General features: G+C 73.5%; 23 protein-coding genes and 1 riboswitch. Of the genes, 11 read left to right on the forward strand and 12 right to left on the reverse strand.

What is annotated here, in order from left to right:
* Positions 1-19 precede the first annotated feature (19 nt).
* The 5 genes from N6H00_RS33205 to N6H00_RS33225 form a co-directional block, all read right to left on the reverse strand.
* Positions 20-721, reverse strand: a complete 702-nt coding sequence (locus N6H00_RS33205) for a DUF5995 family protein (RefSeq protein ID WP_268975525.1) — start codon at positions 719-721, stop codon at positions 20-22.
* 107 nt (positions 722-828) lie between these two features.
* The gene (locus N6H00_RS33210; RefSeq protein ID WP_268975526.1) at positions 829-2,211 is read right to left on the reverse strand and encodes a uracil-xanthine permease family protein; all 1,383 of its coding nucleotides are present in this window, start codon (positions 2,209-2,211) and stop codon (positions 829-831) included.
* A 69-nt stretch (positions 2,212-2,280) separates the two neighbouring features.
* A complete protein-coding gene (locus N6H00_RS33215) occupies positions 2,281-3,222 on the reverse strand; it encodes an isocitrate lyase/PEP mutase family protein (RefSeq protein ID WP_268975527.1) in 942 nt (313 codons plus the stop codon).
* 307 nt (positions 3,223-3,529) lie between these two features.
* The gene (locus N6H00_RS33220; RefSeq protein ID WP_268975528.1) at positions 3,530-4,264 is read right to left on the reverse strand and encodes an ArsR/SmtB family transcription factor; all 735 of its coding nucleotides are present in this window, start codon (positions 4,262-4,264) and stop codon (positions 3,530-3,532) included.
* A 207-nt stretch (positions 4,265-4,471) separates the two neighbouring features.
* Positions 4,472-5,692 (reverse strand): MFS transporter, encoded by a 1,221-nt coding sequence (locus N6H00_RS33225; RefSeq protein WP_268975529.1) that lies wholly within the window; start codon positions 5,690-5,692, stop codon positions 4,472-4,474.
* A gap of 140 nt (positions 5,693-5,832) precedes the next feature.
* Here N6H00_RS33225 and N6H00_RS33230 point away from each other — a divergent pair, with 140 nt between their 5' ends.
* The 10 genes from N6H00_RS33230 (at position 5,833) to N6H00_RS33275 (ending at position 15,924) form a co-directional block, all read left to right on the forward strand.
* A complete protein-coding gene (locus N6H00_RS33230; RefSeq protein ID WP_268975530.1) occupies positions 5,833-7,074 on the forward strand; it encodes an ROK family transcriptional regulator in 1,242 nt (413 codons plus the stop codon).
* 234 nt (positions 7,075-7,308) lie between these two features.
* Positions 7,309-7,439: riboswitch (FMN riboswitch) on the forward strand.
* Positions 7,440-7,589: 150 nt separating this feature from the next.
* Entirely contained in the window at positions 7,590-8,729 is a 1,140-nt protein-coding gene (gene ribD / locus N6H00_RS33235; RefSeq protein ID WP_268975531.1) for a bifunctional diaminohydroxyphosphoribosylaminopyrimidine deaminase/5-amino-6-(5-phosphoribosylamino)uracil reductase RibD, read from the forward strand.
* 1 nt (position 8,730) lies between these two features.
* Positions 8,731-9,375, forward strand: a complete 645-nt coding sequence (locus N6H00_RS33240) for a riboflavin synthase (protein WP_268975532.1) — start codon at positions 8,731-8,733, stop codon at positions 9,373-9,375.
* A gap of 91 nt (positions 9,376-9,466) precedes the next feature.
* Positions 9,467-10,798, forward strand: coding sequence for a bifunctional 3,4-dihydroxy-2-butanone-4-phosphate synthase/GTP cyclohydrolase II (locus N6H00_RS33245; RefSeq protein WP_268975533.1), 1,332 nt, complete (start codon positions 9,467-9,469; stop codon positions 10,796-10,798).
* Between the two features lie 92 nt (positions 10,799-10,890).
* Positions 10,891-11,376 carry a 6,7-dimethyl-8-ribityllumazine synthase gene (gene ribH / locus N6H00_RS33250; protein WP_268975534.1) on the forward strand — a complete coding sequence of 162 codons (486 nt, stop codon included), beginning with the start codon at positions 10,891-10,893 and terminating at the stop codon, positions 11,374-11,376.
* Between the two features lie 24 nt (positions 11,377-11,400).
* Positions 11,401-11,685 carry a phosphoribosyl-ATP diphosphatase gene (locus N6H00_RS33255; protein WP_268975535.1) on the forward strand — a complete coding sequence of 95 codons (285 nt, stop codon included), beginning with the start codon at positions 11,401-11,403 and terminating at the stop codon, positions 11,683-11,685.
* Between the two features lie 91 nt (positions 11,686-11,776).
* Positions 11,777-12,625: an ATP phosphoribosyltransferase gene (hisG, locus tag N6H00_RS33260; protein ID WP_268975537.1), complete on the forward strand. Its 849-nt coding sequence runs from the start codon at positions 11,777-11,779 to the stop codon at positions 12,623-12,625.
* A 76-nt stretch (positions 12,626-12,701) separates the two neighbouring features.
* A complete protein-coding gene (locus tag N6H00_RS33265) occupies positions 12,702-13,157 on the forward strand; it encodes a PH domain-containing protein (RefSeq protein ID WP_268975538.1) in 456 nt (151 codons plus the stop codon).
* Between the two features lie 290 nt (positions 13,158-13,447).
* Positions 13,448-14,818, forward strand: coding sequence for a hemolysin family protein (locus tag N6H00_RS33270; protein ID WP_268977213.1), 1,371 nt, complete (start codon positions 13,448-13,450; stop codon positions 14,816-14,818).
* The gene (locus N6H00_RS33275; RefSeq protein WP_268975539.1) at positions 14,815-15,924 is read left to right on the forward strand and encodes a hemolysin family protein; all 1,110 of its coding nucleotides are present in this window, start codon (positions 14,815-14,817) and stop codon (positions 15,922-15,924) included. The genes N6H00_RS33270 and N6H00_RS33275 overlap by 4 nt, the downstream gene beginning before the upstream one ends.
* 957 nt (positions 15,925-16,881) lie before the next feature.
* Here the strand turns inward: N6H00_RS33275 and N6H00_RS33280 are convergent.
* Positions 16,882-18,807, reverse strand: coding sequence for an AAA family ATPase (locus tag N6H00_RS33280; RefSeq protein WP_268975540.1), 1,926 nt, complete (start codon positions 18,805-18,807; stop codon positions 16,882-16,884).
* 396 nt (positions 18,808-19,203) lie between these two features.
* Positions 19,204-19,833: a uridine kinase family protein gene (locus tag N6H00_RS33285; RefSeq protein WP_268975541.1), complete on the reverse strand. Its 630-nt coding sequence runs from the start codon at positions 19,831-19,833 to the stop codon at positions 19,204-19,206.
* 188 nt (positions 19,834-20,021) lie between these two features.
* Here N6H00_RS33285 and N6H00_RS33290 point away from each other — a divergent pair, with 188 nt between their 5' ends.
* Positions 20,022-21,458, forward strand: a complete 1,437-nt coding sequence (locus N6H00_RS33290; protein WP_268975542.1) for a peptidase C39 family protein — start codon at positions 20,022-20,024, stop codon at positions 21,456-21,458.
* A gap of 46 nt (positions 21,459-21,504) precedes the next feature.
* Here N6H00_RS33290 and gshB read toward each other — a convergent pair whose 3' ends face one another.
* From gshB to N6H00_RS33315, 5 genes are read right to left on the reverse strand one after another with little or no spacing between them, the layout of a single operon-like run.
* Positions 21,505-22,443 carry a glutathione synthase gene (gshB, locus tag N6H00_RS33295; RefSeq protein WP_268975543.1) on the reverse strand — a complete coding sequence of 313 codons (939 nt, stop codon included), beginning with the start codon at positions 22,441-22,443 and terminating at the stop codon, positions 21,505-21,507.
* Positions 22,440-23,333 (reverse strand): amidohydrolase family protein, encoded by an 894-nt coding sequence (locus tag N6H00_RS33300; protein ID WP_268975544.1) that lies wholly within the window; start codon positions 23,331-23,333, stop codon positions 22,440-22,442. The genes gshB and N6H00_RS33300 overlap by 4 nt, the downstream gene beginning before the upstream one ends.
* Before the next feature lie 3 nt (positions 23,334-23,336).
* A complete protein-coding gene (locus tag N6H00_RS33305) occupies positions 23,337-23,966 on the reverse strand; it encodes a carboxymuconolactone decarboxylase family protein (protein WP_268975545.1) in 630 nt (209 codons plus the stop codon).
* 53 nt (positions 23,967-24,019) lie between these two features.
* Positions 24,020-25,189, reverse strand: a complete 1,170-nt coding sequence (locus N6H00_RS33310; protein ID WP_268975546.1) for a CaiB/BaiF CoA transferase family protein — start codon at positions 25,187-25,189, stop codon at positions 24,020-24,022.
* On the reverse strand, positions 25,186-25,833 hold the full coding sequence (locus N6H00_RS33315) for a glutathione S-transferase (RefSeq protein ID WP_268975547.1): 648 nt from the start codon (positions 25,831-25,833) through the stop codon (positions 25,186-25,188). Before N6H00_RS33315 ends, N6H00_RS33310 begins: the two co-directional genes overlap by 4 nt.
* Between the last annotated feature and the right edge of the window lie 45 nt (positions 25,834-25,878).

The following is a 25,878-nucleotide window of genomic DNA, read 5'->3' on the forward strand; positions in this document are numbered from 1 at the left end:
GGTCCGGCGGGGAGCCCGTTCAGCGCGCCGACGGCAGCGGAGTGAGCAGAAAGCGCCCGACCAGGCCCACCGTCGCGTCGATCCGCTCGGCGAACTCCGCCGCCAGCTCCGGCAGTCCGCGCAGCCCCCACAGCGCGCGGAACGCCGCCCACGCGGCGTCCCGCGCCTTCTCCAGGCTCCACGAACCCACCAGATGGGTGAGCGGATCGGCCACGTCCAGCAGGTCGGGACCGGGCATCAACTCCTCCCGGATCCGCTCCTCCATCCCCGTGAGCAGTGTGCCGATCCGGTCGAAGTCGCCCTCCAGGGCGTCCGGCTCGACACCCCGGGCCCGGCAGGTGTCCAGCAGCGCGAGCGCCAGGTCATGGCCGATATGGGCATTGATCCCGCAGAGCGCGAACTGCACCGGGTGGACGCCCGGATGGCGCCGCAGCTCGAACAGCGGCCGCCAGCAGGCGGGCGGCCGCGCACCCGTGGTCACCGCGTCGACCGCCGCCAGATAGCGCCCGGCGAACCGCACGTCCAACTCCTCGGTGGCGGACGGGTCATGGAAGTACCCGTCCGCCAGCCGGCGGCCGACCTCCTCGGTGACCGACAGGTACACCCCGTTGAAGACCGCCACCCCGTCCCCGGGCGGCAGCGCCGCGCCGAGCGCGCCCATGCGCGCCACGACGTTCTTCACGGTGTGCGGCGCCGGCCGCGTGTGCGTGGGCATCGTCATGGACGCCACAGTGGCAGGCCGGACCGGGGGCGGTCCCGCCGTACGCCGCCACGTCCCCTGGACGGCTGAACGCCGCGTCAACCCGTGTGTACGTCCAGGGCCACCGGCTAGGCCGGCCGGTCGTCGTCGTATTCGCTGGTGCCCGCGTCCAGCAAGGGCTCCTGCCGCTTCAGATGCGCCGGGGCCAGGGCGCGCAGGACGTGGTAGCCGAGCAGCACCACGATGGTGCCGAGCGCGATCCCGCCCAGCTCGAAGTTCTGGCTGACCTTCAGGCTGACGCCGCCGACGCCGATGATGACGCCCGCCGCGACCGGCACCAGATTGAGCGGATTGCGCAGGTCGACCTTGTTGTGCACCCAGATCTGCGCACCGAGCAGCCCGATCATGCCGTAGAGGATCACGGTGATCCCGCCCAGCACCCCACTGGGCACCGCGGCCACCACCGCGCCGAACTTCGGGCACAGCCCGAAGAGCAGCGCGAACCCCGCGGCCGCCCAGTACGCGGCGGTGGAGTACACCCGGGTGGCCGCCATGACGCCGATGTTCTCGGAGTACGTCGTATTGGCCGGGCCGCCGACCGCCGTGGAGATCACGGTCGCCGCGCCGTCCGCGGCGATCGCCGTGCCCAGTTGGTCGTCGAGCGGATCGTCGATCATCTCCCCGACCGCCTTCACATGCCCGGCGTTCTCGGCGATCAGCGCGATCACCACCGGCAGCGCCACCAGCACCGCCGACCAGTGGAAGCTCGGCGCGTGCAGGGACGGCAGACCGATCCAGTCCGCCTTGGCCACCCCGGACAGATCCAGCCGCCAGTGGTCGGTGACCCGTCCGCTGCCGTCCACCGAGTGGATCATGCCGAAGACGCGGTCGAAGACCCAGGAGACCGCATAGCCGAAGACCAGCCCCAGGAAGATCGCGATCCGCGACCAGAAACCCCGCAGACAGACCACGGCCGCCCCGGTGACCAGCATCGTCAGCAGCGCGGTCCACTGGTCGGCGGGCCAGTACGTACCGGCGGTCACCGGTGCCAGGTTGAACCCGATCAGCATGACCACCGCGCCGGTCACCACCGGCGGCATCGCGGCGTGGATGATCCGCGCGCCGAACTTCCGTACCGCCAGACCGCTCAGCAGCAGCACCCCGCCGACCACCAGGATCGCCCCGGTGACGGCGGCGCTGCCGCCACCCTGCGCCCTGATGGCGGCGGCCACACCGACGAAGGACAGGCTGCAGCCCAGATAGCTGGGGATCCGGCCGCGGGTCGCGAGCAGGAAGAGGACGGTCGCGACCCCGGACATCATGATCGCGAGGTTGGGGTCGAGCCCCATCAGCACCGGGGCGACAAAGCTCGCCCCGAACATGGCCACGACATGCTGCGCGCCCAGCCCCGCCGTCCTCGGCCAGGACAGCCGCTCATCCGGCTTGACGACGGCATCGGGGGCGGGGGTGCGCCCATCGCCGTGCAGGGTCCAGCGCACGCCGAGGCCCATGACTGCTCCACTTCATTGCTACGGGGGAATCGCACCAATGTTAGATGGCCGAAAATATGCCCGTTGCAGCTATGTGCGGGTGCCCCCTGTGACGTCCTCGGTGATGTGAGCGGTGACGTCATCTGCGAAGTCCTCGGCCAGTGACTGAGCCTCGGCATAGGTGGGCAGGCCGGCGGCCCGGCCCAGGTCGGTACCCGGGTCGGTACCCAGGTCGGTACGGCCGGTGGGGTGGGCGATCGTCCAGGCCAGTTCGACGGCGCGGTCCAGCGCGGCCCGGAAGAGCAGCGAACCGCAGCTGATCCGCCGCACCCCGAGCTCCGCCAGCCGCTCATAGGTGTGACGGCCGGGTGCGAAGAGGATGTTCAGCGGGGTTCCGCCCAGGTCGCGGACGAGTGCGCCGATGTCCCGCTCATCAGTGAGCGCGGGTACGAAGACCCCGTCGGCGCCCGCCCGGACATACGCTTCGGCACGCTCGAAGGCGGCGGTGCGGGAGGGCGGCACGGCTCCGGCGCCACCGATCGCGGCGAGCCAGTGGGTGTCGGTCCGGGCGTTCACGAACAGCCGGGGCACCCGCTCCTTGACCGCCGCGATCACCGCGCACTGCCGGGCCAGGGGCGCGAGGGTGCCGTCGGGGCGTCCGTCCTCGATGTTCACGCCGACGACCCCGGCCTGGTCCAGCTCGGCCGCGAGCGCCGCGACCTCCTCGGGCCGGTCGCTGAACCCGCCCTCGATGTCGACGCTCACCAGCGCGGGAAGACGCGCGATGCCCCGGGCGAGGGCGAGGGTCCGGTCGCGGGTGGCGCCCGTCGCGTCCGGCAGCCCGGCCGCCGCCGCCACGCCGAGACTGGTGGTGCCGATGGCGGGGAAGCCGCGCCGGGCGAGGGCGGCGGCGGAGGCGTGGTCCCAGGCGTTGGGCAGCAGCAGGGGCCGCTCGCCGTGGTGGAGCCGGTGGAAGGCGGTGTGGCGGTCGGGCGGGGTGGGCGGGGTGCCGTCGCCGGTGTCGTCGCTCATACCGTCGACCGTAGATCCGGATCGTTTCGGCCCCCACCGAACGATGACGTGGTCACCCGGTGGTGTTGGTGTCGTGGCCGGGTGGCCCGGTCACCCGGTGGTGTGGTCACCGAAGGGGCGCCATGACCCGGTGGCGTCGTGACCGGGGTGCCGCCGCTCGCCGCCGTTCCGCCGTCACCCGGTGGCGTCGTGCACCCGAAGGGGCGTCGTGACCGGTGGTGCCGCTGCTCGCCGCCATCCGCCGTCCCTCGTCGCCCGCCCCTGCCGTCCCCCGCGCCGCCCCTGCCGTCCCCCGCCGCCCCCGCCGTCACTCCGGGGCGGTGACGCCGAGCAGTTCGCCCAGCGCGCGTTCCCCCTCCGGGCTCACCCGCAGCGCCCGTCCCTTGCCGATGCGGACGCACCAGCCGGTGTCCAGGACATGACGGCACAGGGCGGCCCCGGCGAGTCCCGCCAGATGCGGGCGGCGCTCGGTCCAGTCGAGACAGCTGCGGACCATCGGCCGCCGTCCGCGCGACGCGGTGCTCGCGAGGTCGATGCCGAGCTCCCGGAACCAGGCCATCCCCGCGTCGGTCAGCGCGAACCCGGTCACCTTCTGGAGCAGCCCGCGCTCCAGCATGGCGTCCGTGATCGCGGTCCCGAGCCGCCCGGCGAGGTGGTCGTAGCAGGTGCGGGCCCGCGCCATGGCGCCGCTCGCGCTGGCGGCGCGCAGCGAACGGGGCGGTGGCGGGGGCGCGGCATGGGCGGACAGGTCCTCGATCAGCTGCGCGATCTGCGGCCCGGCCAGCCGTACGTAGCGATGCCGGCCCTGGCGCTCCTCCGCCAGCAGTCCGCCCTCGATGAGCCGGGTCAGATGCTCGCTCGCCGTCGACGGGGCGACCCCGGTATACCGGGCCAGCTCCCCCGCGGTCCACGCCCGCCCGTCGAGCAGGGCGAGGCACATGGCGGCGCGGGTCTCATCGGCGATGAGCGCGGCCAGCCGGGCGAGCTGGGGTCCGCGGAGTCCGCTGGGTGCGGTGGACCGGGTGGGCGTGGTGGGGCTCATGGGTCCATGGTGCGGGGCGGACGTTGCGGTCCGCACCGAAGGGTCGGGGCACGGGGCGGGTGCGGCCCGTCGCGGCGGCGGCGCAGGGGGCCGGGTTCGGCGCCGCCACCGCCCGGCAGACAGCCGGGGACCGTCCCCCGGCCTCCGGCTCCCGTCCCCCGGCTCCTGGCCTCCGGCTCCCGTCCCCGACTCCCGTCCCCTGGCCCGTCAGGGCAGCGTGGCCTCGGACGCGGACGGATCGGGTGCCGCCGGGTCCGACGACGACGGCTTCCGCAGCACCCCCGCACCCGCCACCAGCCCCAGCGCCAACGCCGTGACCAGGCAGAACGAGATCGTCAGCGAGGTCAGGTCGGCGATCGAACCGATCGCGGCCGGGGCGATCAGCCCCGAGGTGTACGTGATCGTGGCGACGCCCGCGATGGCCTGGCTCGGGGCCGGGCCGCTGCGGCCCGCGGCGGCGAAGGCCAGCGGCACCACGACCGCGATGCCCAGGCCGATGAGGCCGAATCCGGCGATGGCGAGCGCGGGGCCGGGGGCGGTGACGACGAGCAGCCCGCCGGCGGTGGCCAGGACACCGCCCGTGCGTACGGTCCGCACCGGGCCGAAGCGGCCCACCACCGCGTCCCCGATGAGCCGGGCACCGGCCATCGTGCAGGAGAAGGCGGTGGTGCAGGCGGCGGCGACACCGGGGGAGGAGTCCAGGACGTCCCGCAGATAGACCGCCGACCAGTCCAGGCTCGCGCCCTCGGCGAAGACCGCGCAGAACCCCACCGCGCCGATGATCAGCGCGGAGCGGGGCGGCAGGGCGAAACGGGGCGGCGGGTGCTCCTCGGGGGCGCTGCGCAGATCGAGGACCCAGTGGCAGGCCACCGCGCCGAGCACGGTGAGGACCGCGGCGGCGATCCCGAGGTGGAGCCGGGCGTCGGACTCGGCGTGTGCGGCGATCGTGCCCGCCGCGGAGCCGGTGAGCGCGCCCACGCTCCACATGCCGTGCAGCCCGGACATGATCGAACGGCCGAGGCGGTTCTCGACCTCCACGCCGAGGGCGTTCATGGCGACGTCGGACATCCCGGAGGTCGCGCCGTAGACGAAGAGCACCCCGCACAGCCAGACCAGACCGGAGCTGACCGGCGGCATCACCAGCCAGGCGGTCCACAGGGCGAGCAGCCCGCGCAGCGCCGCGCGGGCGCCGAAGCGATGGCTGATCCGCCCGGCCAGGGGCATCGCGACCGAGGCCCCGATGGCGGGGAAGGCGAGCGCCAGGCCGAGCTGACCGGCGCTGAGGTCCAGCCGCTCCTGGATCCAGGGGATGCGGGTGGCGAAATTGCCGGTCACCGCGCCGTGCACGGCGAACACCGCCGCGACGGCCACCCGTGCCCGCCGTACGGGGCGCATCTCGGGCGTCCCGGATTCCTTGAGCCTGCCCATACCTGTCGCACCCTCCCCGCAGCGCGGCCTGTACCGATGGTCACAGCTGGTCCCAGATCCCAAATGGTCCCAGCGGAAACTATCAGGAAGGCTCCCTGATAGATAGAGTTTTTCCGGCAGCCTTCTGGAAGGATCCCGGCATGACCTCGACGAGCGCGTCCGTGGCGGGCCGCACCGCCTCCCCGAGTACGGCGCGGGCCATCAACGACCGCCTCGCCCTCCAGCTGCTCAAGGACAAGGGGCCGTTGACCGCGGGGCAGCTGAAGTCGCTCACCGGCCTGTCCCGTCCCACCATCGCGGACCTCGTCGAGCGGCTGCGGCAGACCGGGCTGGTGGCGGTGGTGGGGGAGACGGGGGCGGAGCGCCGGGGACCCAACGCCCGGGTGTACGGGATCGTCGCCGACAGCGCGCATGTGGCCGGGGTCGACGTCCGTACCGACAGCGTCGCCGTATGCGTGGCCGATCTGCTGGGCCGGACCCTGGCCGAGGAGTCGCTGCCGGTGGCCCCGGACACGGACCCGGCGCGGACCGTGGCGGCCGCGGTGGCCCTGGTGGAGCGGGTGGCCGAGCGGGCCGGGGCGGTGCGGCTGCACCACATCGGCATCGGGGTGCCCGGTCTCATCGACCCCGCCACCGGGGAGCTCAACGCCACCAGCGGACTGCCCTCCTGGCACCGCGAGCTGGCCACCGCGCTGCACGGCGGTCTCGCGGCGCCGGTGCTGCTGGAGAACGAGGTCAATCTGGCGGCCGTCGCCGAACAGCGGCTGGGCGCGGCGCGTGACCGCGACACCTTCGTCCTGCTGTGGCTCGGCCATGGCGTCGGCGCGGCCGTGGTGCTCGACCGGATGCTGCGGCGCGGTGCCTCCGGCGGCACCGGCGAGATCGGCTTCCTGCCGGTGCCGGGCACCTCGGGACTGCCCTCCGCCACCGGCTGCGACGGCGGGTTCCACTCCCTGGTGTGCAGCGCCGCGGTCTGCGAACTCGCCCAGGAGCACGGCCTGGCGGCCGCCGCGGGCGGTGCGGGCGGCGAGGCCCGGCGCGGGGCCGGAACGGAGGACGCCGGTGCGGCGGAGGCGGTGATCCGCGCGGCCCTCGGGGCGGGGGAGCGGGGCGAGCCGTTCCTGGACGAGCTGGCGGCCCGGATAGCGGTGGGTGTCGCCGCGATCTGCGCGGTGCTCGACCCGGGATGTGCGGTGCTCGGTGGTGAGGTGGGCCGGGCCGGGGGCGATGCGCTCGCCCGGCGCGTCGCGGAGCGGGTCGCCCGGCTGTCACCGCTGCGGACACGGGTGTGCGCGGGGGCGGTGGGCGGCGGCGGGGTGCTGCGCGGGGCCGTGCTCACGGCGATGGACGCGGCGCAGAACGAGCTGTTCGGTGCCGCCTAGGCCGCGCCGAGGCTGCCTAGGCGTCGGCGCCTGGTCCGGCTTCCTCGTTTTCGGCCGCTTCGGCCGCTTCGGTCTCCGCGTTCGGCCTCGGTTCGGCCTCGGTTCGGCCTCGGCTCGGCTCCGGGGCGCACCGGTCGCGGCCGGCCCCCTCGCCCCCGGGTGAGGGAGGCCACACCCACCTCGCATCCCACCTGCGCTGATGGCCATGGCACACTGGGGCCGTACCAGTGACGTCAGCGCACTCCGGGGTCGGTGAAAATCCGAACCGGCGGTTACAGTCCGCGACCCGTCCGCTGCCAGCGGCCGGTTGACCAGGTGAAATTCCTGGACCGACGGTGAAAGTCCGGATGGGAGGCAGTGCGCGGCGGTAGCGACATCACCGGTGCGCCGCCTCGGCGGTCCGCCCTTCCCCGGCGCGGACGCGTTGCCGAACCCGGCGTGCTGGCGACGCCGTTTCCGCTTCCGTGTCATCTCGACAGCCCCGGAGTCCGTGCCCGAAGAGGCAGGAGGACCCGGTGGCCACCGCAGCCGAATCCCAGGCGATGCGCCACGCCGTCGCGCTCGCCGCCCGCGGCCTCGGCCACACCAGCCCCAACCCCGTGGTCGGCTGCGTCATCCTCGACGCCGACGGCCGGGTCGCCGGCGAGGGCTGGCACCAGCGGGCGGGCGGACCCCACGCCGAGGTCCACGCGCTGCGCGCGGCGGGGGAGCGGGCCCGCGGCGGCACCGCCCTCGTCACCCTGGAACCCTGCAACCACACCGGCCGCACCGGTCCCTGCGCCCAGGCCCTGATCGCCGCCGGGATCGCCCGCGTCCGCTACGCCGTCGCCGACCCCACCGCACAGGCCCGGGGCGGCGCCGCCACCCTCGCCGCCGCCGGGATCGACGTCGCGGCCGGGTTGCTGACACAGGAGGCCGAGGCGGTCAACGAGCCCTGGCTGACCGCGATGCGCCGCGGCCGCCCCTTCGTGCTGTGGAAGTACGCCGCGACCCTGGACGGCCGCAGCGCCGCCGCCGACGGCACCAGCCGGTGGATCACCTCCCCCGACTCCCGCGCCGATGTGCACCGGCTGCGCGCGGAGGCCGACGCCGTCGTCGTCGGTTCCGGCACCCTGCGCGCCGACGACCCCCACCTGGCCGTACGGGGCCGGGAGTCAGTCACCCAGCCGCTGCGGGTCGTCGTGGACTCGGGCGCCACCGTCAAGCCCGGCGCCCGGGTCCTGGACGACGCCGCGCCCACGCTGATCGCGGTGGCCGAGGACACCAGCACCGCCCATCTGCCCCGGCGGCCGGGCGTGGAGACCGTACGGCTGCCGCGCGCGGCCGGGGCCGGGCTGCTGATCCCCGCGCTCCTGGCCGAACTGCACGGCCGCGGGGTGCGCTCCGTCCTGCTGGAGGGCGGGCCCACCCTCGCGGGCGCGTTCCTCGCCGCGGGCGCGGTCGACAAGGTCGTCGGCTATCTCGCCCCCGTTCTGCTCGGCGCGGGCCCCGCCGCCCTCGCCGACGCCGGAATCACCACCATCACGCGGGCGTTGCGGCTCGAGACGGTCGATGTCACCCGGCTCGGCCCCGATCTGCGCGTCACCGCCGTTCCCACGGTTGTCGCCACCCCCGCCACTCCCACCACCCCCGCCTCCCTCGCCGAGGAGAACTGAAGTGTTCACCGGAATTGTCGAAGAACTGGGTGAGATCGTCGCCATCGAGCACCTGGGCGACGCGTCCCGCTTCCAGGTGCGCGGCCCCGTCGTCACCGAAGGGGCGAAGCACGGCGACTCCATCGCCGTCAACGGCGTCTGTCTCACCGTCGTCGACATCATCGGTGACGCCGAGGGCGACCGGTTCAGCGCCGATGTGATGGCCGAGACGCTGGAACGCTCCAGCCTCGGCGCGCTCGGCGTCGGCTCCCGGGTCAACCTGGAGCGCCCCATGGCGCTCGGCGGGCGGCTCGGCGGCCACCTCGTGCAGGGCCATGTGGACGGCACCGGCACCATCGTGGAGCGCAAGCTCTCCGAGCACTGGGAGATCGTGAAGATCTCGCTGCCCGCCGGACTGAGCCGCTATGTGGTCGAGAAGGGCTCCATCACGGTCGACGGCATCAGCCTCACCGTCGTGGACGCGGGCCCCGACTACTTCACCGTCAGCCTCATCCCGACGACCCTCGCGCTCACCACGCTCGGGGTCAAGCAGGCCGGGGACCCGGTCAACCTCGAGGTGGACGTGCTCGCCAAATACGTCGAGCGGCTGCTGGGACGGGACGGCGGCGCCCAGAACGACGAGGCCACCGACGAGGCCACCCCATGAGCGCCGCACCCGCGGCCGCCGGTCCGCACCTGGTGACGATGCCCGCGCCGCGGCGCCGCGCGGGCGGAGAAGCGATTGCAAAGGACACCCCATGAGCGAGGCATACGCGGTCCCCGAGCCGCACCAGAGCGGCCCGGCCGCCCCACTGCGCACCGCGCGGTGGCCCGACGAACTGGTGCTGGACCCCATTGAGCGGGCCATCGCGGAAATCGCCGCGGGCCGCCCCGTCGTGGTCGTGGACGACGAGGACCGGGAGAACGAGGGCGACCTCGTCGCCGCGGCCGAGACGATCACCCCCGAGATCGTCGCCTTCATGATGAACGAGTGCCGCGGGCTCATCTGCGCCCCCATGGAGGGCGCCGACCTCGACCGGCTCCGGCTCCCGCAGATGGTCGAGGAGAACACCGAGTCCATGCGGACCGCCTTCACCGTCTCGGTCGACGCCACCGCCGAACACGGCGTCAGCACCGGTATCTCCGCCGCCGACCGGGCCGCCACCCTGCGGCTGCTGGCCGACCCGGCCACCACCCCCGGCGAGCTCGTGCGCCCCGGCCACATCTTCCCGCTGCGCGCCCGCCCCGGCGGAGTGCTCGCCCGCGACGGCCACACCGAGGCCGGGGTCGACCTCGCCCGGCTGGCCGGACTCCGCCCGGCGGCCGTGATCTGCGAGATCGCGGGGGAGGACGGTGCCATGCTGCGCCTGCCCGCCCTGGTCGCCTTCGCCCGCAAGCACGACCTGGCGATCGTCTCCATCGCCGATCTGATCGCGTACCGCAAGCCCGCCGAACCGCTGGTGCGGCGCGAGGCCGAGACCCGGCTGCCCACCGCCTTCGGCGACTTCCGGGCGTACGGCTACCGCGCGACCGACGGCGTCGAGCACATCGCGCTGGTCCAGGGGGAGCTCGGGGACGGCGAGGACGTGCTGGTCCGGGTCCACTCCGAATGCCTCACCGGCGACGTCTTCCACTCGCTGCGCTGCGACTGCGGCCCCCAGCTGCACGCCGCCCTGGAGCGGGTCACCGCCGAGGGCCGTGGCGTCGTCCTGTACCTGCGCGGCCACGAGGGGCGCGGTATCGGACTGCTGTCCAAGCTGCGCGCCTACGAGCTCCAGGAGCTGGGCCGGGACACCCTGGACGCCAACCTGGAACTCGGACTGCCCGCCGACGCGCGGGACTACGCCGCGGGCGCGGAGATCCTCGCCGACCTCGGCGTGCGCTCGCTGCGGCTGATGACCAACAACCCGGAGAAGACCACGGCGCTGGTCGGGCACGGGTTGCGGGTCACCGGCCGGGAGCCGATGCCCGTCCAGGCCGGGGAGCACAATCTCCGCTATCTCCGGACGAAGCGGGACCGGATGGGGCATGACCTGCCCTGGCTGGACGGTGACCGGGCCGAGCCCGTATCGGCCTGCGGCAACCAGTAGCAGCCATCCCCACACACTCGGTACCTGCGCATGTGCAGGCACGCACGACCGAAGAACCACCAAGAACCACCGAAGAACCACCGAGGAGAGACGTGAGCGGTAAGGGCGCCCCCGAACTGTCCGTGAAGAACTGCGGGGACCTGCGCGTCGCCGTCATCGCCGCACAGTGGCACGAAAAGGTGATGGGCGGGCTGCTCGACGGCGCCCTGCGCGCGCTGGGAGAGCTCGGCATCGACGAGCCCACCGTGCTGCGGGTGCCGGGCAGCTTCGAGCTGCCGGTGGCCGCCAAGGTGCTCGCGGGCCACGGCTACGACGCGATCGTGGCCCTGGGCGTGGTCATCCGCGGCGGCACCCCGCACTTCGACTACGTCTGCCAGGGCGTCACCCAGGGGCTGACCCAGGTCAGCGTGGACACCGGCGTGCCCATCGGCTTCGGCGTGCTGACCTGCGACACCGAGGAGCAGGCCATCGACCGGGCCGGGCTGGAGGGTTCCAGCGAGGACAAGGGCCACGAGGCGGTCACCGCCGCCGTCGCCACCGTCGCCGGCCTGCGGTCGGTCGCCCAGCCCTCGCGCTGAGCCGCGCCCCGGGCCCCCAGTAGGATGGCGCACACCATGTCCAAGAAGACGTTCGAGGAGCTCTTCGCCGAGCTCCAGCAGAAGGCCGCCACGGCCGACCCCGCCTCCTCCCGTACCGCCGAGCTGGTCCACGCCGGTGTGCACACCATCGGCAAGAAGGTCGTGGAGGAGGCCGCCGAGGTGTGGATGGCCGCCGAGTACGAAAGCGACGAGGCGACCGCCGAGGAGATCTCCCAGCTCCTGTACCACCTTCAGGTGATGATGGTCGCCAAGGGGCTGACCCTCGACGACGTCTACGCCCACCTCTGACCCACCCGTAACCCCGCCCGCCCCGGCACCGGCTCCCGCCGACGGGCCACCCGGCCACCCGGCTACCGAACTACCGAAGGAAAGAGCACTCATGCTGCGCATCGCCGTCCCCAACAAGGGTTCACTGTCCGAGCCTGCGTCGGCGATGCTCCATGAGGCCGGCTACCGGCAGCGCAAGGACCGCAGGGAACTGGTCCTCGTCGACGCCGAGAACGAGGTCGAGTTCTTCTTCCTCCGCCCCCGCGACATCGCCGTGTACGTGGGCTCCGGCCGGCTCGACATCGGCATCACCGGCCGTGACCTGCTGCTGGACTCCGGCTCCCAGGCCGAGGAGATCATGCAGCTCGGCTTCGCCGGGTCCACCTTCCGCTACGCCACCCGCCCCGGCACGGCGAAGGACGTCAGCGAGTTCGGCGGGATGACCGTGGCCACCTCCTTCTCCGGACTGGTCACCAAGCACCTCGCCGACAACGGCGTGGACGCCGCCGTGGTCCACCTCGACGGCGCGGTCGAGACCGCCATCCAGCTCGGTGTCGCCGAGGTCATCGCGGATGTGGTGGAAACCGGCACCACCCTGCGCAACGCCGGGCTGGAGATCATCGGCGAGCCCATCCTGGAGTCCGAGGCGGTCGTCATCCGCCGCACCGGCGCCCCCACCGACGACCCCAAGGTCCAGCAGTTCCTCCGCCGGATGCAGGGCGTCCTGGTCGCCCGGCGCTACGTGATGATGGACTACGACATCCGGGTGGAGCAGGTGGAGCGCGCCGTGGCGCTCACCCCGGGTCTGGAGTCGCCCACCGTCTCCCCGCTGCACCACGAGGGCTGGGTCGCGGTCCGCTCGATGGTCCCCACCAAGGACGCCCAGCGGATCATGGACGAGCTCTACGACCTGGGGGCACGGGCCATCCTCACCACCGGCATCCACGCCTGCCGCCTCTGACGGCTTCCCCCTCTCCCGACCCGATCCCTGCCCTGCCCCTTCCCTGCCCTTTCCCTGCCATCGAGAGGCCGGCCACGTGTCCGCCCCCGCGTCCCCGCCCACCCTGCCCGTCACCTTCCGGCCGACCAGGACCCGGGCCGTGCTGATGACGGTCGGCGTCGCCGCCCTGGTCGTCCTCACGGCCGTCGCCCTGCTGCTGGAGTCGCTGGGGCCGGGGGAGAGGGCCAGCTTCATCGTCACCGGACTGCTGTTCTTCGGGGTGCTGATGCTGCTCAGCCGTCCCAAGGTGGTGGCCGAGGAGGGCGGGGTGACCGTGATCAACCTCACCACCAAGCGCCGGCTGGAGTGGGCGGAGGTGCTCCGGGTCAATCTGCGCCCCGGCGACCCCTGGGTCTATCTGGACCTCGCCGACGGCACCAGCCTGCCCGCGATGGGCATCCAGCCGGGCATCGCGAAGGCACGGGCCATCGACGACGCGCGCGCCCTGCGCGCGCTCGCCGAGCGGCACGGCACCGGCCGTGCCGCTCACTGAGCCACCCGGCCGGGCGGCCCGGCCGGTGCGGCGGCCCAGCCGATGCGTGCGGCGGCCCGGCCGGTGTGCCGATCGGCACTCCAACGGCGCGAGGGGCCTGCCCGTCACCCCCCATCCTTGATTACCCTGTTGCCGGGGCCGAACGGTGCCCCGCCCCGCCACTTGCTGAGCGCACGCCCCCGTGCGCCCCGGCGGGCTCCCCTGCGACCCGAGGAGTGACTCCCTCCGCAGATGGACGGATCGTCCTGTAGTACCTGCGCCGCCGCCGACCACGAGGCGGCGGCATGAGCATCACGCTGTCCCTCCTGCTGCTGTCCGCGGCACTCGTCCTGATCCTCGCCAACGGCTTCTTCGTGGCCGCCGAATTCGGCCTGGTCACCGTCGAGCGACCGGACGCCGAGCGTGCCGCCGACGAGGGCGACCGGCGCGCCCGTACCGTCGTCGAGGCGCTGCGCGAGCTGTCCTTCCAGCTCTCCGGCACCCAGCTCGGCATCACCATCACCTCGCTGATCGTCGGCATGCTCGCCGAGCCCGCGCTCGGCCATCTGCTGACCGCCCCGCTGGAGGCGGTCGGGCTGCCCCACGGGGCCGTCTCCGGTATCGCCGTCGTGCTGGGCATGCTGCTGGCCTCCGCCGTCCAGATGGTCATCGGCGAGCTGGTGCCCAAGAACTGGGCGGTCTCCCGGCCGCTCCAGGTCGCCCGCTTCGTCGCGGGCCCGCAGTACGCCTTCGCCCGCTTCTTCCGGCCCGTGATCGCCCTGCTCAACACCGTGGCCAACCGGCTGGTGCGGGCGCTGGGCGTCGAGCCCACCGAGGAGCTGGCCTCCGCCCGTACCCCCGGTGAACTGGTCTCGCTGGCCCGCCACTCGGCGCGGGCCGGCGCGATCGAGCAGGACACGGCCGATCTGTTCGTCCGGACCCTGGCCCTGGGCGAGCTGACCACCCAGCATGTGATGACCCCGCGGGTGCGGGTCAGCGCGCTGCACTCCTCGGCGACCGCCGTGGATGTGCTCAACCTCACCCGGGCCACCGGGCTGTCCCGCTTCCCCGTCTACCGCGACCGGCTGGACGAGGTCATCGGGATGGTGCACCTCAAGGACGCCCTCGCGGTGCCCGCGCAGGACCGGCTGCGCACCCCCGTCAGCCGGATCGCCCAGCCCCCGCTGCTGGTCCCCGAGACGCTGCCGGTCCAGCCGCTGCTGGAGCGGCTGCGCAGCGAGCAGCCGATAGCCGTCGTCGTCGACGAGTACGGCGGCACGGCCGGTGTGGTCACCCTGGAGGACATCGTCGAGGAGCTGGTCGGCGAGGTGCGCGACGAGCACGACGACGAGGCCGCGGAGACCCCCGACCTGGTGCAGACCGCCACCGAGGACGGCCGCCCCGCGTGGGACGCCGACGGCGGCTGCCGCGTCGACGCCCTGCGCCGGATCGGCCTCGACGCGCCTGACGGGCCGTACGAGACCGTGGCCGGGCTGGTCGCCGATCTGCTGGCGCGGATCCCGGTCCCCGGCGACACCGCCGAGCTGCCCGGCTGGCAGCTGGCCGTCCGGCAGGTCGGCCACCACCGGGCGGAGCTGGTGCGCATCGTCCGTACGAAGCCGGGTACGCCGCCCGTGCACGCGAGTGCCGGAGCGACGGCCGGGGAGGAGAACGCGCGATGAGTCTGGTACAGCTTCTCTTCGCCGCCCTGCTGGTCCTCGCCAACGGCTTCTTCGTGGGCGCCGAGTTCGCCCTGGTCTCGGTGCGCCGCAGCCAGATCGAGCCGCGTGCGGCCGAGGGCTCCGGGCGCGCCCGTACGGTGCTGACGGGCCTGGAGAACCTGCCGCAGATGATGGCGGCCGCGCAGTTCGGCATCACCGTCTGCTCGCTGACCCTGGGCGCGGTCGCCGAGCCGACCGTGGCCCATCTGCTGGAGCCGGTGTTCCACCTCGTCCACCTGCCCGAGCAGCTGGTGCACCCGCTGGGCTACGCCATCGCGCTCGCCGTGGTCGTCTGCCTGCATCTGGTCATCGGCGAGATGGTGCCGAAGAACCTGGCCATGGCGGCGCCGGACCGGACCGCGCTGTGGCTCGGCCCCGGACTCGTCGCCTTCGCGCGGCTGTGCCGGCCGGTCACCGCGCTGCTGGGGGCATGCGCCCGGCTGGTGCTGCGGCTGTTCCGGGTGGAGCCCAAGGACGAGATCGAGGCCGTCTTCACCAGTGAGCAGCTGACCCATCTGGTCGAGGACTCCCATCAGGCCGGACTGCTCGACCCCGGTGAGCACGAGCGGCTCGCGGACGCCCTGGAACTGGGCAGCCGCCCGGTCACCGACGTCCTCCTGGACCCGGCGGGCCTGGTCACCGTCGACCCCTCGGTCACCCCCCGGCAGATCGAGGAGCTGACCGTGCGGACCGGCTACTCGCGCTTCCCGGTGCGCGGCCCCGGCGGCGCCTTCATGGGCTATCTGCACGTGAAGGACGTCCTGGAGCTGGAGTTCCCGGAGCGGGCCGTGCCACAGCGGCTCTGGCATCCGATCGAGACGCTCCGGGCGGAGCTCCCGCTGGACGACGCCCTCACCGCGATGCGCCGGGCCGCTTCCCACCTGGCGGCCGTCGCCGACGCGTCGGGCATGGTGCTCGGGCTGGTCGCCCTGGAGGACGTCCTGGAGATGCTGGTGGGCGAGGTCCACGACCCCTCCCACCGCGACGAGGGCCGCCCCGGCCGGGTGACCGGACAGCGGGGCGAGCCGACGGCCCCGGCGGACGAACCGGCGATGGTCGCGCGGTAGCCCAGCCGACGGCGCCAAGCCTTCGCCCCCGGCCTCGCCAGGGGCGAAGCCTCCGCCTCCGGCCCCTGGCCCCGGCCCGTGGCTCCCGGCGTCCGGCCCCGGGCCCCTGACCCCGCCTCCGGCCTCTGGCCCCGGCGTCCGACCTCCGGTGTTCGGCGTCCGCCCTGCCTCCCGGCCCCGGGCCCCTGGCCCCGCCTCCGGTGCCGGTGCCCGGCATCCGACCTGGCCTCCCGGCCCCTGGCCCCGGGCCCCTGGTGCCCGGTGTCCGGCCGCGGCCCGTGGCTCCCGGCGTCCGGCTCCTGGCTCCCGGCGTCCGGCGTTTGGCGTCCGCCCTGCCTCCCGGCCCCGGGCCCCTGGCCCCGCCTCCGGTGCCGGTGCCCGGCATCCGACCTGGCCTCCCGGCCCCTGGCCCCGGGCCCCTGGTGCCCGTGTCCGGCCCCGGCCCGTGGCTCCCGGCGTCCGGCCCCGGGCCCCTGACCCCGCCTCCGGTGCCGGTGCCCGGTGTCCGGCCTGGCCTCCGGCCTCTGGCCCCGGCGTCCGGCCTCCGGCGTTCGGCCTCTGGCCCCCGCCCTGCCTCCCGGCCCCCGGCCAGAGGCGAGGCCCCTGACCCCCGCCTCCGGGCGAGCCCCCGGCTCCCGGTGGAGTCTCCGGCTCCTGGGCGAGCCCCCGCCCCGGATGCCCCGCGGGCGGGACCCATCCGCGGCTGGGGCTGACGTCGTTCGGGGGAGCACCTTTCGGTGCCGGGCGGCGGAGCCCACCGTGTCGGCCGTGCTCCGGACCCGCGTCGCTCGGCGGCGCGCAGCCGGGGCCGTGCGGCAGGCCGGGCCATGGGACGGGGCGCGGCATGCGGCGGGCCGGGCCATGGGACGGGGCGCGGCCGTGCGGCGGGCCGGGCCATGGGACGGGGGCGCGGCCATGCGGCGGGGGGCACCCCCGTGCGGTTCGGCGGGGGCGGTGTCAGGTGAGCGGGGGGTCCTGGGGGTCGCGGTACATGGGGCCGCGGCCGGAGAGGACCTCCCCGTACGCCTGCATCAGATCCGGCAGCCGCAGCGTGGCGAGGTCGTCGCGGGTCGGGGTGCCGGTCCAGCCGGAGAGCCGCAGATCGCGGTAGGCGCAGCTCTTCTCGTACAGCGTGCGCAGGAACCGGCCGTTCCCCAGCTCGTCGATCCAGCCCTGGTCCACCACATGGCCGCTGATACTGCGCAGCTCCTCCAGGGCCTCCTCGTCCCACACGTCCCCGTTCTCCGCGGCCAGCACCTCACCGATCCGGGTGAGCTCCAGCGGGCGGTAGCTGGGGAAGTCCACGCGCGTGGTGAAGCGGGAACCGAGGCCGGGGTTGGCGGCCAGCAGCCGGTCCATGCCCTCGGGATAGCCGGCGAGGATCACCACGAGCCGGTCGCGGTTGTCCTCGGCGCGCTTGAGCAGCACCTGGAGCGCCTCGTCGCCGTAGGCGTCGCCCTTGCTGTAGCCGGAGTTGGACAGGCTGTACGCCTCGTCGACGAAGAGCACTCCGCCGAGCGCGGAGTCGATCAGCTCATTGGCCTTCACCGCCGTCTGGCCCAGGTACTCGCCGACCAGATCGGCGCGCCCGGCCTCCACCAGGTGGTCGCCGCCGAGCAGGCCGAGGGCGTAGAAGACCCGGCCGAGGATGCGGGCCACGGTGGTCTTGCCGGTGCCGGAGGGGCCGGAGAAGACGAAGTGCCGCTTGGGCGGCTGGACCGGCAGGCCCTGCCCGGCGCGCAGCCGCGCCATGTGGAGCTGCGCCGACAGCGCCCGCACCTGCCGCTTGACCGGCTCCAGGCCGACCATGCGCTCCAGCTCCTGTAGCGCGCTCTCCAGCAGCACCGGATCGGAGGGGCCGGGCTGCTGGGACGGCAGACCGGCCCGCTCACGGGTGCCGCCCGCACCCACCACGGCCGGGCCCATCCGCGGCGGCCCCGCGGGTCCCGAGGGTCCCGCGGGGCCCTCGCCCGGGGCCCGCGGATCGCGGCCGTCGGTGGGCAGCGGATCGGTGGGCAGTGGATCGGCGGGGTCGGTGGCGGTGCTGTCCCGGCCGTCCACATCCTGGCCGCCGGTCCCGGCCAGCGAGATGGTGGCCAGATCCGCGGGCTCGTCCAGCCCGTCGGACTCGGCGATCGCCGCGAGCCGCGCCGAGGTGTCCATGAAGGCGGAGTCGATGCGGTGTACGGCGCGGTAGAGGGGGAGCGCGGCGGCGCTGCGCCCGGTGCCCTCGTGGGCGCGGGCGAGCCAGTAGCGCAGCTCCTTGCGCTGGGGCTGCTCGCTGCGGCAGCGCATCAGGGCGGCGGCGAGCAGTGGTTCGGCCTGGCTGTACATCTCCAGCCGGACCCGCGCCATCCCGGCGAACAGACCGGCCTCGATGCCCAGGAACGGATCGTCCAGCAGCGGGTCGGTGTGGCGCACCAGCTGCTCCCAGTCCTTGACCAGATAGGCGCGGCAGGCGTGCAGGAAGCGGGCCTGCGGATCGGCCTCCACCGGAGGGCAGCCGGCCAGCGCCCGGTCCAGCTCGGGCACATGGCGGCCGTCGAGCCAGTGCGAGGCGTGGGCGAGCAGCAGATCCCGGCCGGTCTCCAGCACCGGCTGGACCCACCAGCCGAGCCAGTACCAGGAGTTGAGGGTGCGGCGGTGGCGGGCGCGCTGCTCGCCGAAGCGGTCGCGGTGCCGGTACATCCGCAGCAGCGCGGCCGCCGTGTCGGCCCGCAGCGCGTGCAGTCCGAGCCAGGCGTCGGCCATGCCGGGATCGAGCCGCGTCGCGGTCCGGAACTCCTCCTCGGCCTGTGCGTACGCGCCCATCGTGTAGGCGTCGACGGCTCGCAGCCAGGCGAGATCGGCCGGGGCGTGCGAACTGTGCGTGCCGAAATCCATCACGTCCCCCACAACCCCTGCCCCCGTGGATGCCGCAGGGGCGACTGCCCCTTTCGCATCGTACCTGCGCAGGCCGGATGGGCCGAGGGTGCCGCACTGCTGTTCGTCGCAATCCCACAAGGTCGGGCGGGTGTGCGCGGGGGCGGGTAAGGGGCGCGCGGGTCCTGAGGCAGATCGTCACACAGGGTGAGCGAGTGGCGGCGCAAAGGAGCGGAAAACCGGCGCCAGACGGGACGAAGCCCCCGATCACGGGGGAACAACCGGGGGCTTCGCGTTGTGGGACGACTCGTACGAGTCGCACATTGAGAACGTAAGACCTGTATGGGCCCCGGGTCAAGCCGAGTTGGGGCACGCGTCACGCGTCGGGCGCGGTCCGCCCCGGTCGGCCACATCGGGTCACGCTGTGTGAGGGCAGAGGGTGTCTCGGTCGGTCGCCGCAGGTCCCGGTAGCACCTCATACCCCTCCTTTCGCTGGAGTACCAACCCTCCGGCGTACGGACGGGAGGGGTCGTCGGCGAAATGCGCACGCTCGGCGGGCAGCCATCCGTCCCAGAATGCGGACAGCCCCGGACCGTCCCGCAGCTGTCCGCGCCGCCAGGAGTCCCGGTCCGGCAGCTCCATCCACAGCAGTCGGGCCAGCCACGGGCGCACCGCGCGGCGGCCGCTGCCCACCCCCTCCAGCAGCACGACCGGCGCCGGATCGAGCCGCCGAGGGGTGGCGGCGAAGCGCCGCTCCCTCCAGTCGTACGGGGCGTATCGCGCGGCCGCGCCCCGGGCGAGCGGGGCGAGCACCTGGGTCCGCAGCCGTTCCGCCCAGCCGAAGAGCTCCTCGTGCGTGGCGAAGTCGTCGGTGTGCAGCACGGGCGCGCCGCCGAGTGCCTCGGCGAGCCGCCCGGTGAAGGTGGTCTTCCCGGAACCGGCGTGCCCGTCGACCGCGACCAGCCGGACCGGCCCGCAGGACGGCGGCAGCGCGCACAGGCGCCGCGCCAGCGCGTCGAGGGTGCCAACCGGTGGGTATGTTCGCATCGGGACCACCATACGGCCCCTCCGGCTCGTTCACGCCATTGGTTCACACCAATATTGATGCAGCGGGCGCCGGGGGAATCACTGGCCTGGGACCCCTCGCGGCGGCCATAGTTGTGCGACTGCCGCAGTTGTGCGACTGCCGTGCACCCGCCGCCCATTGGACTGGACGACGACTGGGGGAAACCCGCATGACCAGATCCGGATCCACGCCCCGCCGCTCCGTGCTCGCCGCCGCCCTCGGCGTCGCGGGCGCCGCCGCCGTCTCCACGACGGCCGTCACGGCCGCCTCCGCGGCGCGGACCTCCACGAGCCCCGGGACCTCCACGACCCCTGGGACCCCCGCCGCCCCGGCGGCCTCCGAGGCCACGGCCACCAAGGCCGGCCGGGTCGCGGAGTACCACGGCTGGAGCGGCCACGCCGACTGGCTGGCCGGTGCCGCCAAGGGCGTCCGCGCCGAGGCCGGTGCCCGCCCCGGCATCGTGATCTCCCGCCCGCTGGGCAGCGTGGACTACACCGACCCGCACACCGGCACCAAGGCCGCCTGGGAGTACGCCACCTGGACCTCCCCGGTGCGCACGCTCTCCGTGCCCGCCACCGAGGCCATCGTCTCCTGGAACGCCCGCACCCCCGCCGACACCTGGATCCAGATCGAGCTGAAGGGCACCTACACCGACGGCTCCGCGACCCCCTGGTACGTGATGGGCCGTTGGGCCTCCGGCGACGGCGCCTCCTCCATCCGGCGCACCTCGGTGGACGGCCAGAGCGACGACAAGAGCTCGGTGTGGACCGACACCCTCTCCATCGACGACCCGGCCGGCGGGCTGCGGCTGGCGACGTACCAGGTGCGGCTCACCCTCCACCGCAGGCCCGGCACCACCCTCACCCCCACGGTGTGGCGGGTCGGCGCGATGGGCTCGGACGTCCCCGACCGGTTCGAGGTGCCCGCCTCCACGCCGAGCCTGTCCACGGGGCGCGAGCTGGCCGTACCGCGCTACTCGCAGGAGATCCACAAGGGCCAGTACCCGGAGTACGACAACGGCGGCGAGGCGTGGTGCAGCCCCACCTCCTCGCAGATGATCATTGAGTACTGGGGCCGCAAGCCCTCCGCCGCGGACCTGGCCTGGGTCGACCCGGACTACGCCGACCCGCAGGTCTGCCACGCCGCCCGGTCCACCTTCGACTACCAGTACGAGGGGTGCGGCAACTGGCCGTTCAACGCCGCGTACGCCGCCACCTACCGCGATCTCCAGGGTGTGGTCACCCGGCTGGACTCGCTCACCGACGCCGAGAAGCTGATCGACGCCGGCATTCCGCTGATCACCTCGCAGTCCTTCCTCGCGACGGAGCTGGACGGCGCGGGATACGGCACCTCGGGCCACCTGATGACCGTCGTCGGCTTCACGGCCGACGGCGACGTCATCGCCAACGACCCGGCCTCGCCGGACAACGAGGCGGTCCGCCACGTCTATCAGCGGCGCCAGTGGGAGAACATCTGGCTGCGCACCAAGCGCTACGACGCGAACGGCCAGGTCAAAAGCGGTACCGGAGGGGTGTGCTACCTCTACTTCCCGGCCAGGCCGACAGCGGCTCAGCGCCGCGTCCTGCGGGAGCTGGGGATCCGGTAGTCGGGCTGGGTCGGGCTGGAAGCGCGAAGGCCCGTGCCCGGCCGGCTCATCGGGCGTGGGCCAGCAGCCGCCGCAGGACGTCGTCGGCTACCCGCCCCACCGTGTCCGCGGGGCCGCCGTCGATCTCCCGTAGCCCGGTCGGACTGGTGATGTTCACCTCGATGAGCCGGTCTCGTATGAGGTCGACACCGGCGAAGGCGATACCCCGCCCGATCAGCTCGGGGCGGAGCACCGCACAGATCGCGCGGTCGGTCTCCGTGAGGGGGACCGCGGTCGCCGAGGCCCCGACGGCCATGTTGCACCGGAAGTCGGGCGCCTTGGCGGTGCGGCGGAGCGCGGCGACCGGTTCGCCGTCGACGACGAGGACCCTGCGGTCGCTGTGGGTGCCGTCGTCGATGAAACGTTGCAGTACCACGTGTCGCCGACCCCGCGCGGTGCCGACCTCGATCAGGCCGGGGAGGTTGGGGTGTCCGTGTTCCAGCAGCAGGACGCCACGTCCGCCCATGGCATCCGTCGGCTTGAGGACCGCCCGGCCCCATCGCCCCACCGCGTCGGCCAGTTCCGCCGCGGAGGCGCTCACCACGGTCTCCGGGGTGAGCTCGGGGAAGCGCAGCGCGAAGAGCTTCTCGTTGGTGCTCCTCAGCGCGTCAGGACTGTTGCACACGGGAGTGCCGCGTCGTTGCGCGAAGTCCAGGAGATACGTGGCCCGCAGATAGTCGTCGTCCACCGGCGGATCGGTGCGTACGAGCACGAGGCCGACATCGTCCAGGTCCACGACCTCGGCCGGGCCGCGGCCGAGGGAGCCGGACCGCGGATCGGCCGCGTGGGCGCGGGCGAACACTTTGCCGTCACGCACGGACAACTCGCGCATCTCGGCCATGAGTACCTGGTGACCGCGCGCCGCGGCGGCCCTCATCAGCGCGATCGACGAGTCGTGACCGGGGTCGAGCCGGTCCGGCGGGTCGACGAGGAACAGCAGCCTCATGCGCGGAGCCCGGTGTCCACCAGCCGCCGCGGGTTGTGGACCAGGATCTGCCGGCGCAGCGCGGCGTCGTCCACCCAGTCGCAGAAGAGGTCGGCGAGGTCGGCGACGTCCGGCGCGGACTCTCCCATCCGTACGAAGGGCCAGTCCGAGCCCCACAGCAGCCGTGCCGGCGCGGCCTCGACCAGGGCGTCGTGGAACGGGCGGGCGTCCGCGTAGCCCCGGTCGGGGTCTCCCACCCGGCACAGGGTCAGCTTCACCCAGGCCGCGCCGTCCTTCACGCGGTCGAGCAGGGCACGGAAAGCCGCCGAGCCGGGGCCGGCGGCCACGTCGGGCTGCGCCAGGTGGTCCAGGACGACCGGGACGCCGGTGCCGGAGAACTCGTCCACCAGCCGGACGCAGTCCTCCAGCCCCGCCCAGATCTGCGCGTGGATGCCCAGCTCGCGCATGACCGGCGCCAGGGCACGGAACGCCTCGGTCCCGACGGCGCCGGGGAAGCGCGCGCCGGTGGCCGGGGCGATGCGGTCGTTGAACCGCAGGGCCCGGACGCCGGCGGCGTGCAGCCGTGCCAGCTCACCGGCCGGGCAGTCGGCGGTGGCCACGCCTACGCCCACGGCCCGGCCTTCCGACCGCGCCAGCGCGTGCTCCAGCGCGCTCGTGTCGTTCCCGTAGGGCGCGGGCTGTACGAGCATCCCCCGCGCGGTGCCGGTGCGGTCGAGCATGCCGAGGTACGTTCCCGCAGGCGCGTCCGGGATCGGATAGGTGGACGGGCCGGTCGGGAACCGGTCGAAGGGCCCGAAGACATGGGAGTGGCAGTCCCAGGCGCCGGCCGGGAAGTCCCGGGCCGCACGCGTGGGCATGCGCGGCGGGACGGCGCCGTCTGTCGTGGTCACGGCTCAGCCCGCCGTCTTCGTCATCTCGGCGGTCGCGCCGAGTGTGGCTTCGGGCAGCTCCACGAGCCGGCGCACCGGGCCGGCCGCGGACGCCAGCGGGCGCTCCCCGCCGGGCACCGGGATCCGGTGGACGTTCAAGGTCATGGCGACCAGCGTGTAGTAGCCGACGACGGACGAGAGTTCGACGGCCCCCACCTCGCCCCAGCGCTGCCAGACCCGTTGGTACACCTCTTCGTCGACATCGCCGGTCTGCTGGAGCGTCCGGGCGAACTCATGGACGTCGTAGGCGTCCTGGTCGTGGAAGACGGGGGGCTCGCCGACCCGGAGGGCCTCGACGATCTCCGCTGCCAGACCCGCGCGCAACGCGGCGTCCGCGTGGATCGACCATTCGAGCTGGGCGGTCCAGCGACGGGCCACGACGAGGATGGCCAGCTCGTTGAGATGTTCGGGCAGGCTGGTGCCGTACCGCAGGATCTCGCCGAATCGCTGCCAGCGGTCGGCGAGTTCGGGCCGGTGCAACGCCGCTCTCAGCGGTCCGACCAGCCGGGCGCGGGGTCCGTTCACGACGTCGCGGTAGACCCTCTCCTGCTCCGGGGTCATCACCTCGGGGTCGAACAGTGGGATGCGGGGCACGAAGGACTCTCCTGGTTCTCGTTCGTTCGCTGAAGAAGGCGGTGACCGGCTCGTCAGGCGCGGGTTTCGGCCGTGAGCTCGTCGATGATCTCCGCCCCGTGCTGTCCGAGCAGCGGCGGGGCCGTGTCGAAGTCGAGCGCGGCGTTGCGAAAGCGCAGGGGGCTGACCACCTGGGGAACGGAACCCAGGGTCGGGTGCGGCAGGTGCCGGACCATGTCGCGGTGGCGCACCTGCTCGTCGGCGAAGGCCATCGGCACGGTGTTGATGGGGCCGCACGGCACCGAACGGCTGCCGAGTTCGTGCAGCCAGTGCTCGAGGTCGCCTTCGGCCAGCGTGTCCCGGATGAGGGAGGTGAGCGCTTCCACGTTGCGCACGCGGGCCTCGTTGGTGGCGTAGTCGGGGTCGGCGGCGAGGCCGGGCATGCCGAGCGCCTCGCAGAACTGGACGAACTGCCCGTCGTTGCCGACCGCGACGACGAGGTGGCCGTCCCGGCAGGGGTACACGTCCTGGGGCTGGATGTTCGGGTGCCGGTTGCCGCGGCGGACCGGCACGTCACCGGAGATCAGGTGGTTCATCGCTTGGTTGGCGAGGATGCCGACCTGGACGTCCAGCATGGCGAGGTCGATGTGGTCGCCCTCTCCGGTGCGGTCCCGGTGGGCGAGGGCGGCCAGCACGCCGGTGGCCGCGTACATGCCGGTGAAGAGGTCCACCACCGGGATGCCGACCTTCTGCGGGCCCCCTCCCGGCCGGTCGTCGGGCTCGCCGGTGACGCTCATCAGCCCGCCCATGGCCTGGATCATGAAGTCGTAGGCGGCCTGGTCACGACGCGGGCCGGTCTGGCCGAAACCGGTGATCGAGCAGTAGATGAGGTCGGACTTGACGGCCCGCAGGTCCTCGTAGCCCAGTCCGTACCGGTCGAGCGTGCCGGCTTTGAAGTTCTCCAGCACGATGTCGCTGGTGGCGGCGAGCCGGCGGATGAGTTCCCGCCCCTCGGCGGTGGCGAGGTCCGCGGTGACCGAACGCTTGCCCCGGTTGACGGAGAGGAAGTAGCCGGACTCGGTGTCCAGGAACGGCGGTCCCCAGGAGCGGGTGTCGTCGCCGGTGCCCGGCCGTTCGACCTTGATGACGTCGGCGCCGAGGTCGGCGAGCACCTGGCCGGCCCACGGTCCCGCCATGATGCGGCTCAGGTCGAGCACGCGCACATGCGTCAGCGGGCCCGTCACGACGCCCTCCCGGTGGCGAGTGCGGCGGAGTCGTCGACGATCCGCGTGGCGCGCATCGACGGACGCTCGGACACCTCGGCGTGCCATGCGGCGAGGTTCGGCCGTCCGGCGCGCCAGTGAAGTACCTCCCAGCGGAAGTCCAGGTGCGCCAGGGCGATCGCCACCGACACCCGGCCGATGTCGAAGCGTTCGCCGAGTTCGCCGGCGCGGGACTCGAGGTGGTCGAGCGTCGTCGTCACCTTCAGGCCGAAGGCGTCGAGGTAGGGGTCGGCGGCGTCGTGGGCGAGGCCACGGTCGCGATGCCAGTTGCGCCATATGAGGAGCAGGTCGAGCAGGCCGTCACCGAGGGCCTGGAGCGAGGCCGTTCGGAAGTACTCCGCCTCGTCGCGCGGGTACAGCACCGTGTCACCCGCCCTGCGGGCGAAGAACTCGCAGATCACCCGGGAGTCGAGCAGGACGCGCCCGTCGTCGAGCAGCAGTGTGGGGATCTTGTTGAGCGGATTGGCGCTCAGCACCTTGGGGTTGGGCTCGGACATCTGCACCGGGGTGCGCTCGGTCTCGACGTCGTCCACCTGGCCCGTCTCGTGCAGCACGACCATGACCTTGCGGACGAACGGTGATTTCGGGGACCAGAACAGTCGCACCACAGACTCCTAAGTCATTAATGCAGCTTTATAGCTTTTTACGGT

The organism is Streptomyces sp. S465, assembly GCF_026898115.1.
GTDB lineage: Bacteria > Actinomycetota > Actinomycetes > Streptomycetales > Streptomycetaceae > Streptomyces > Streptomyces luomodiensis.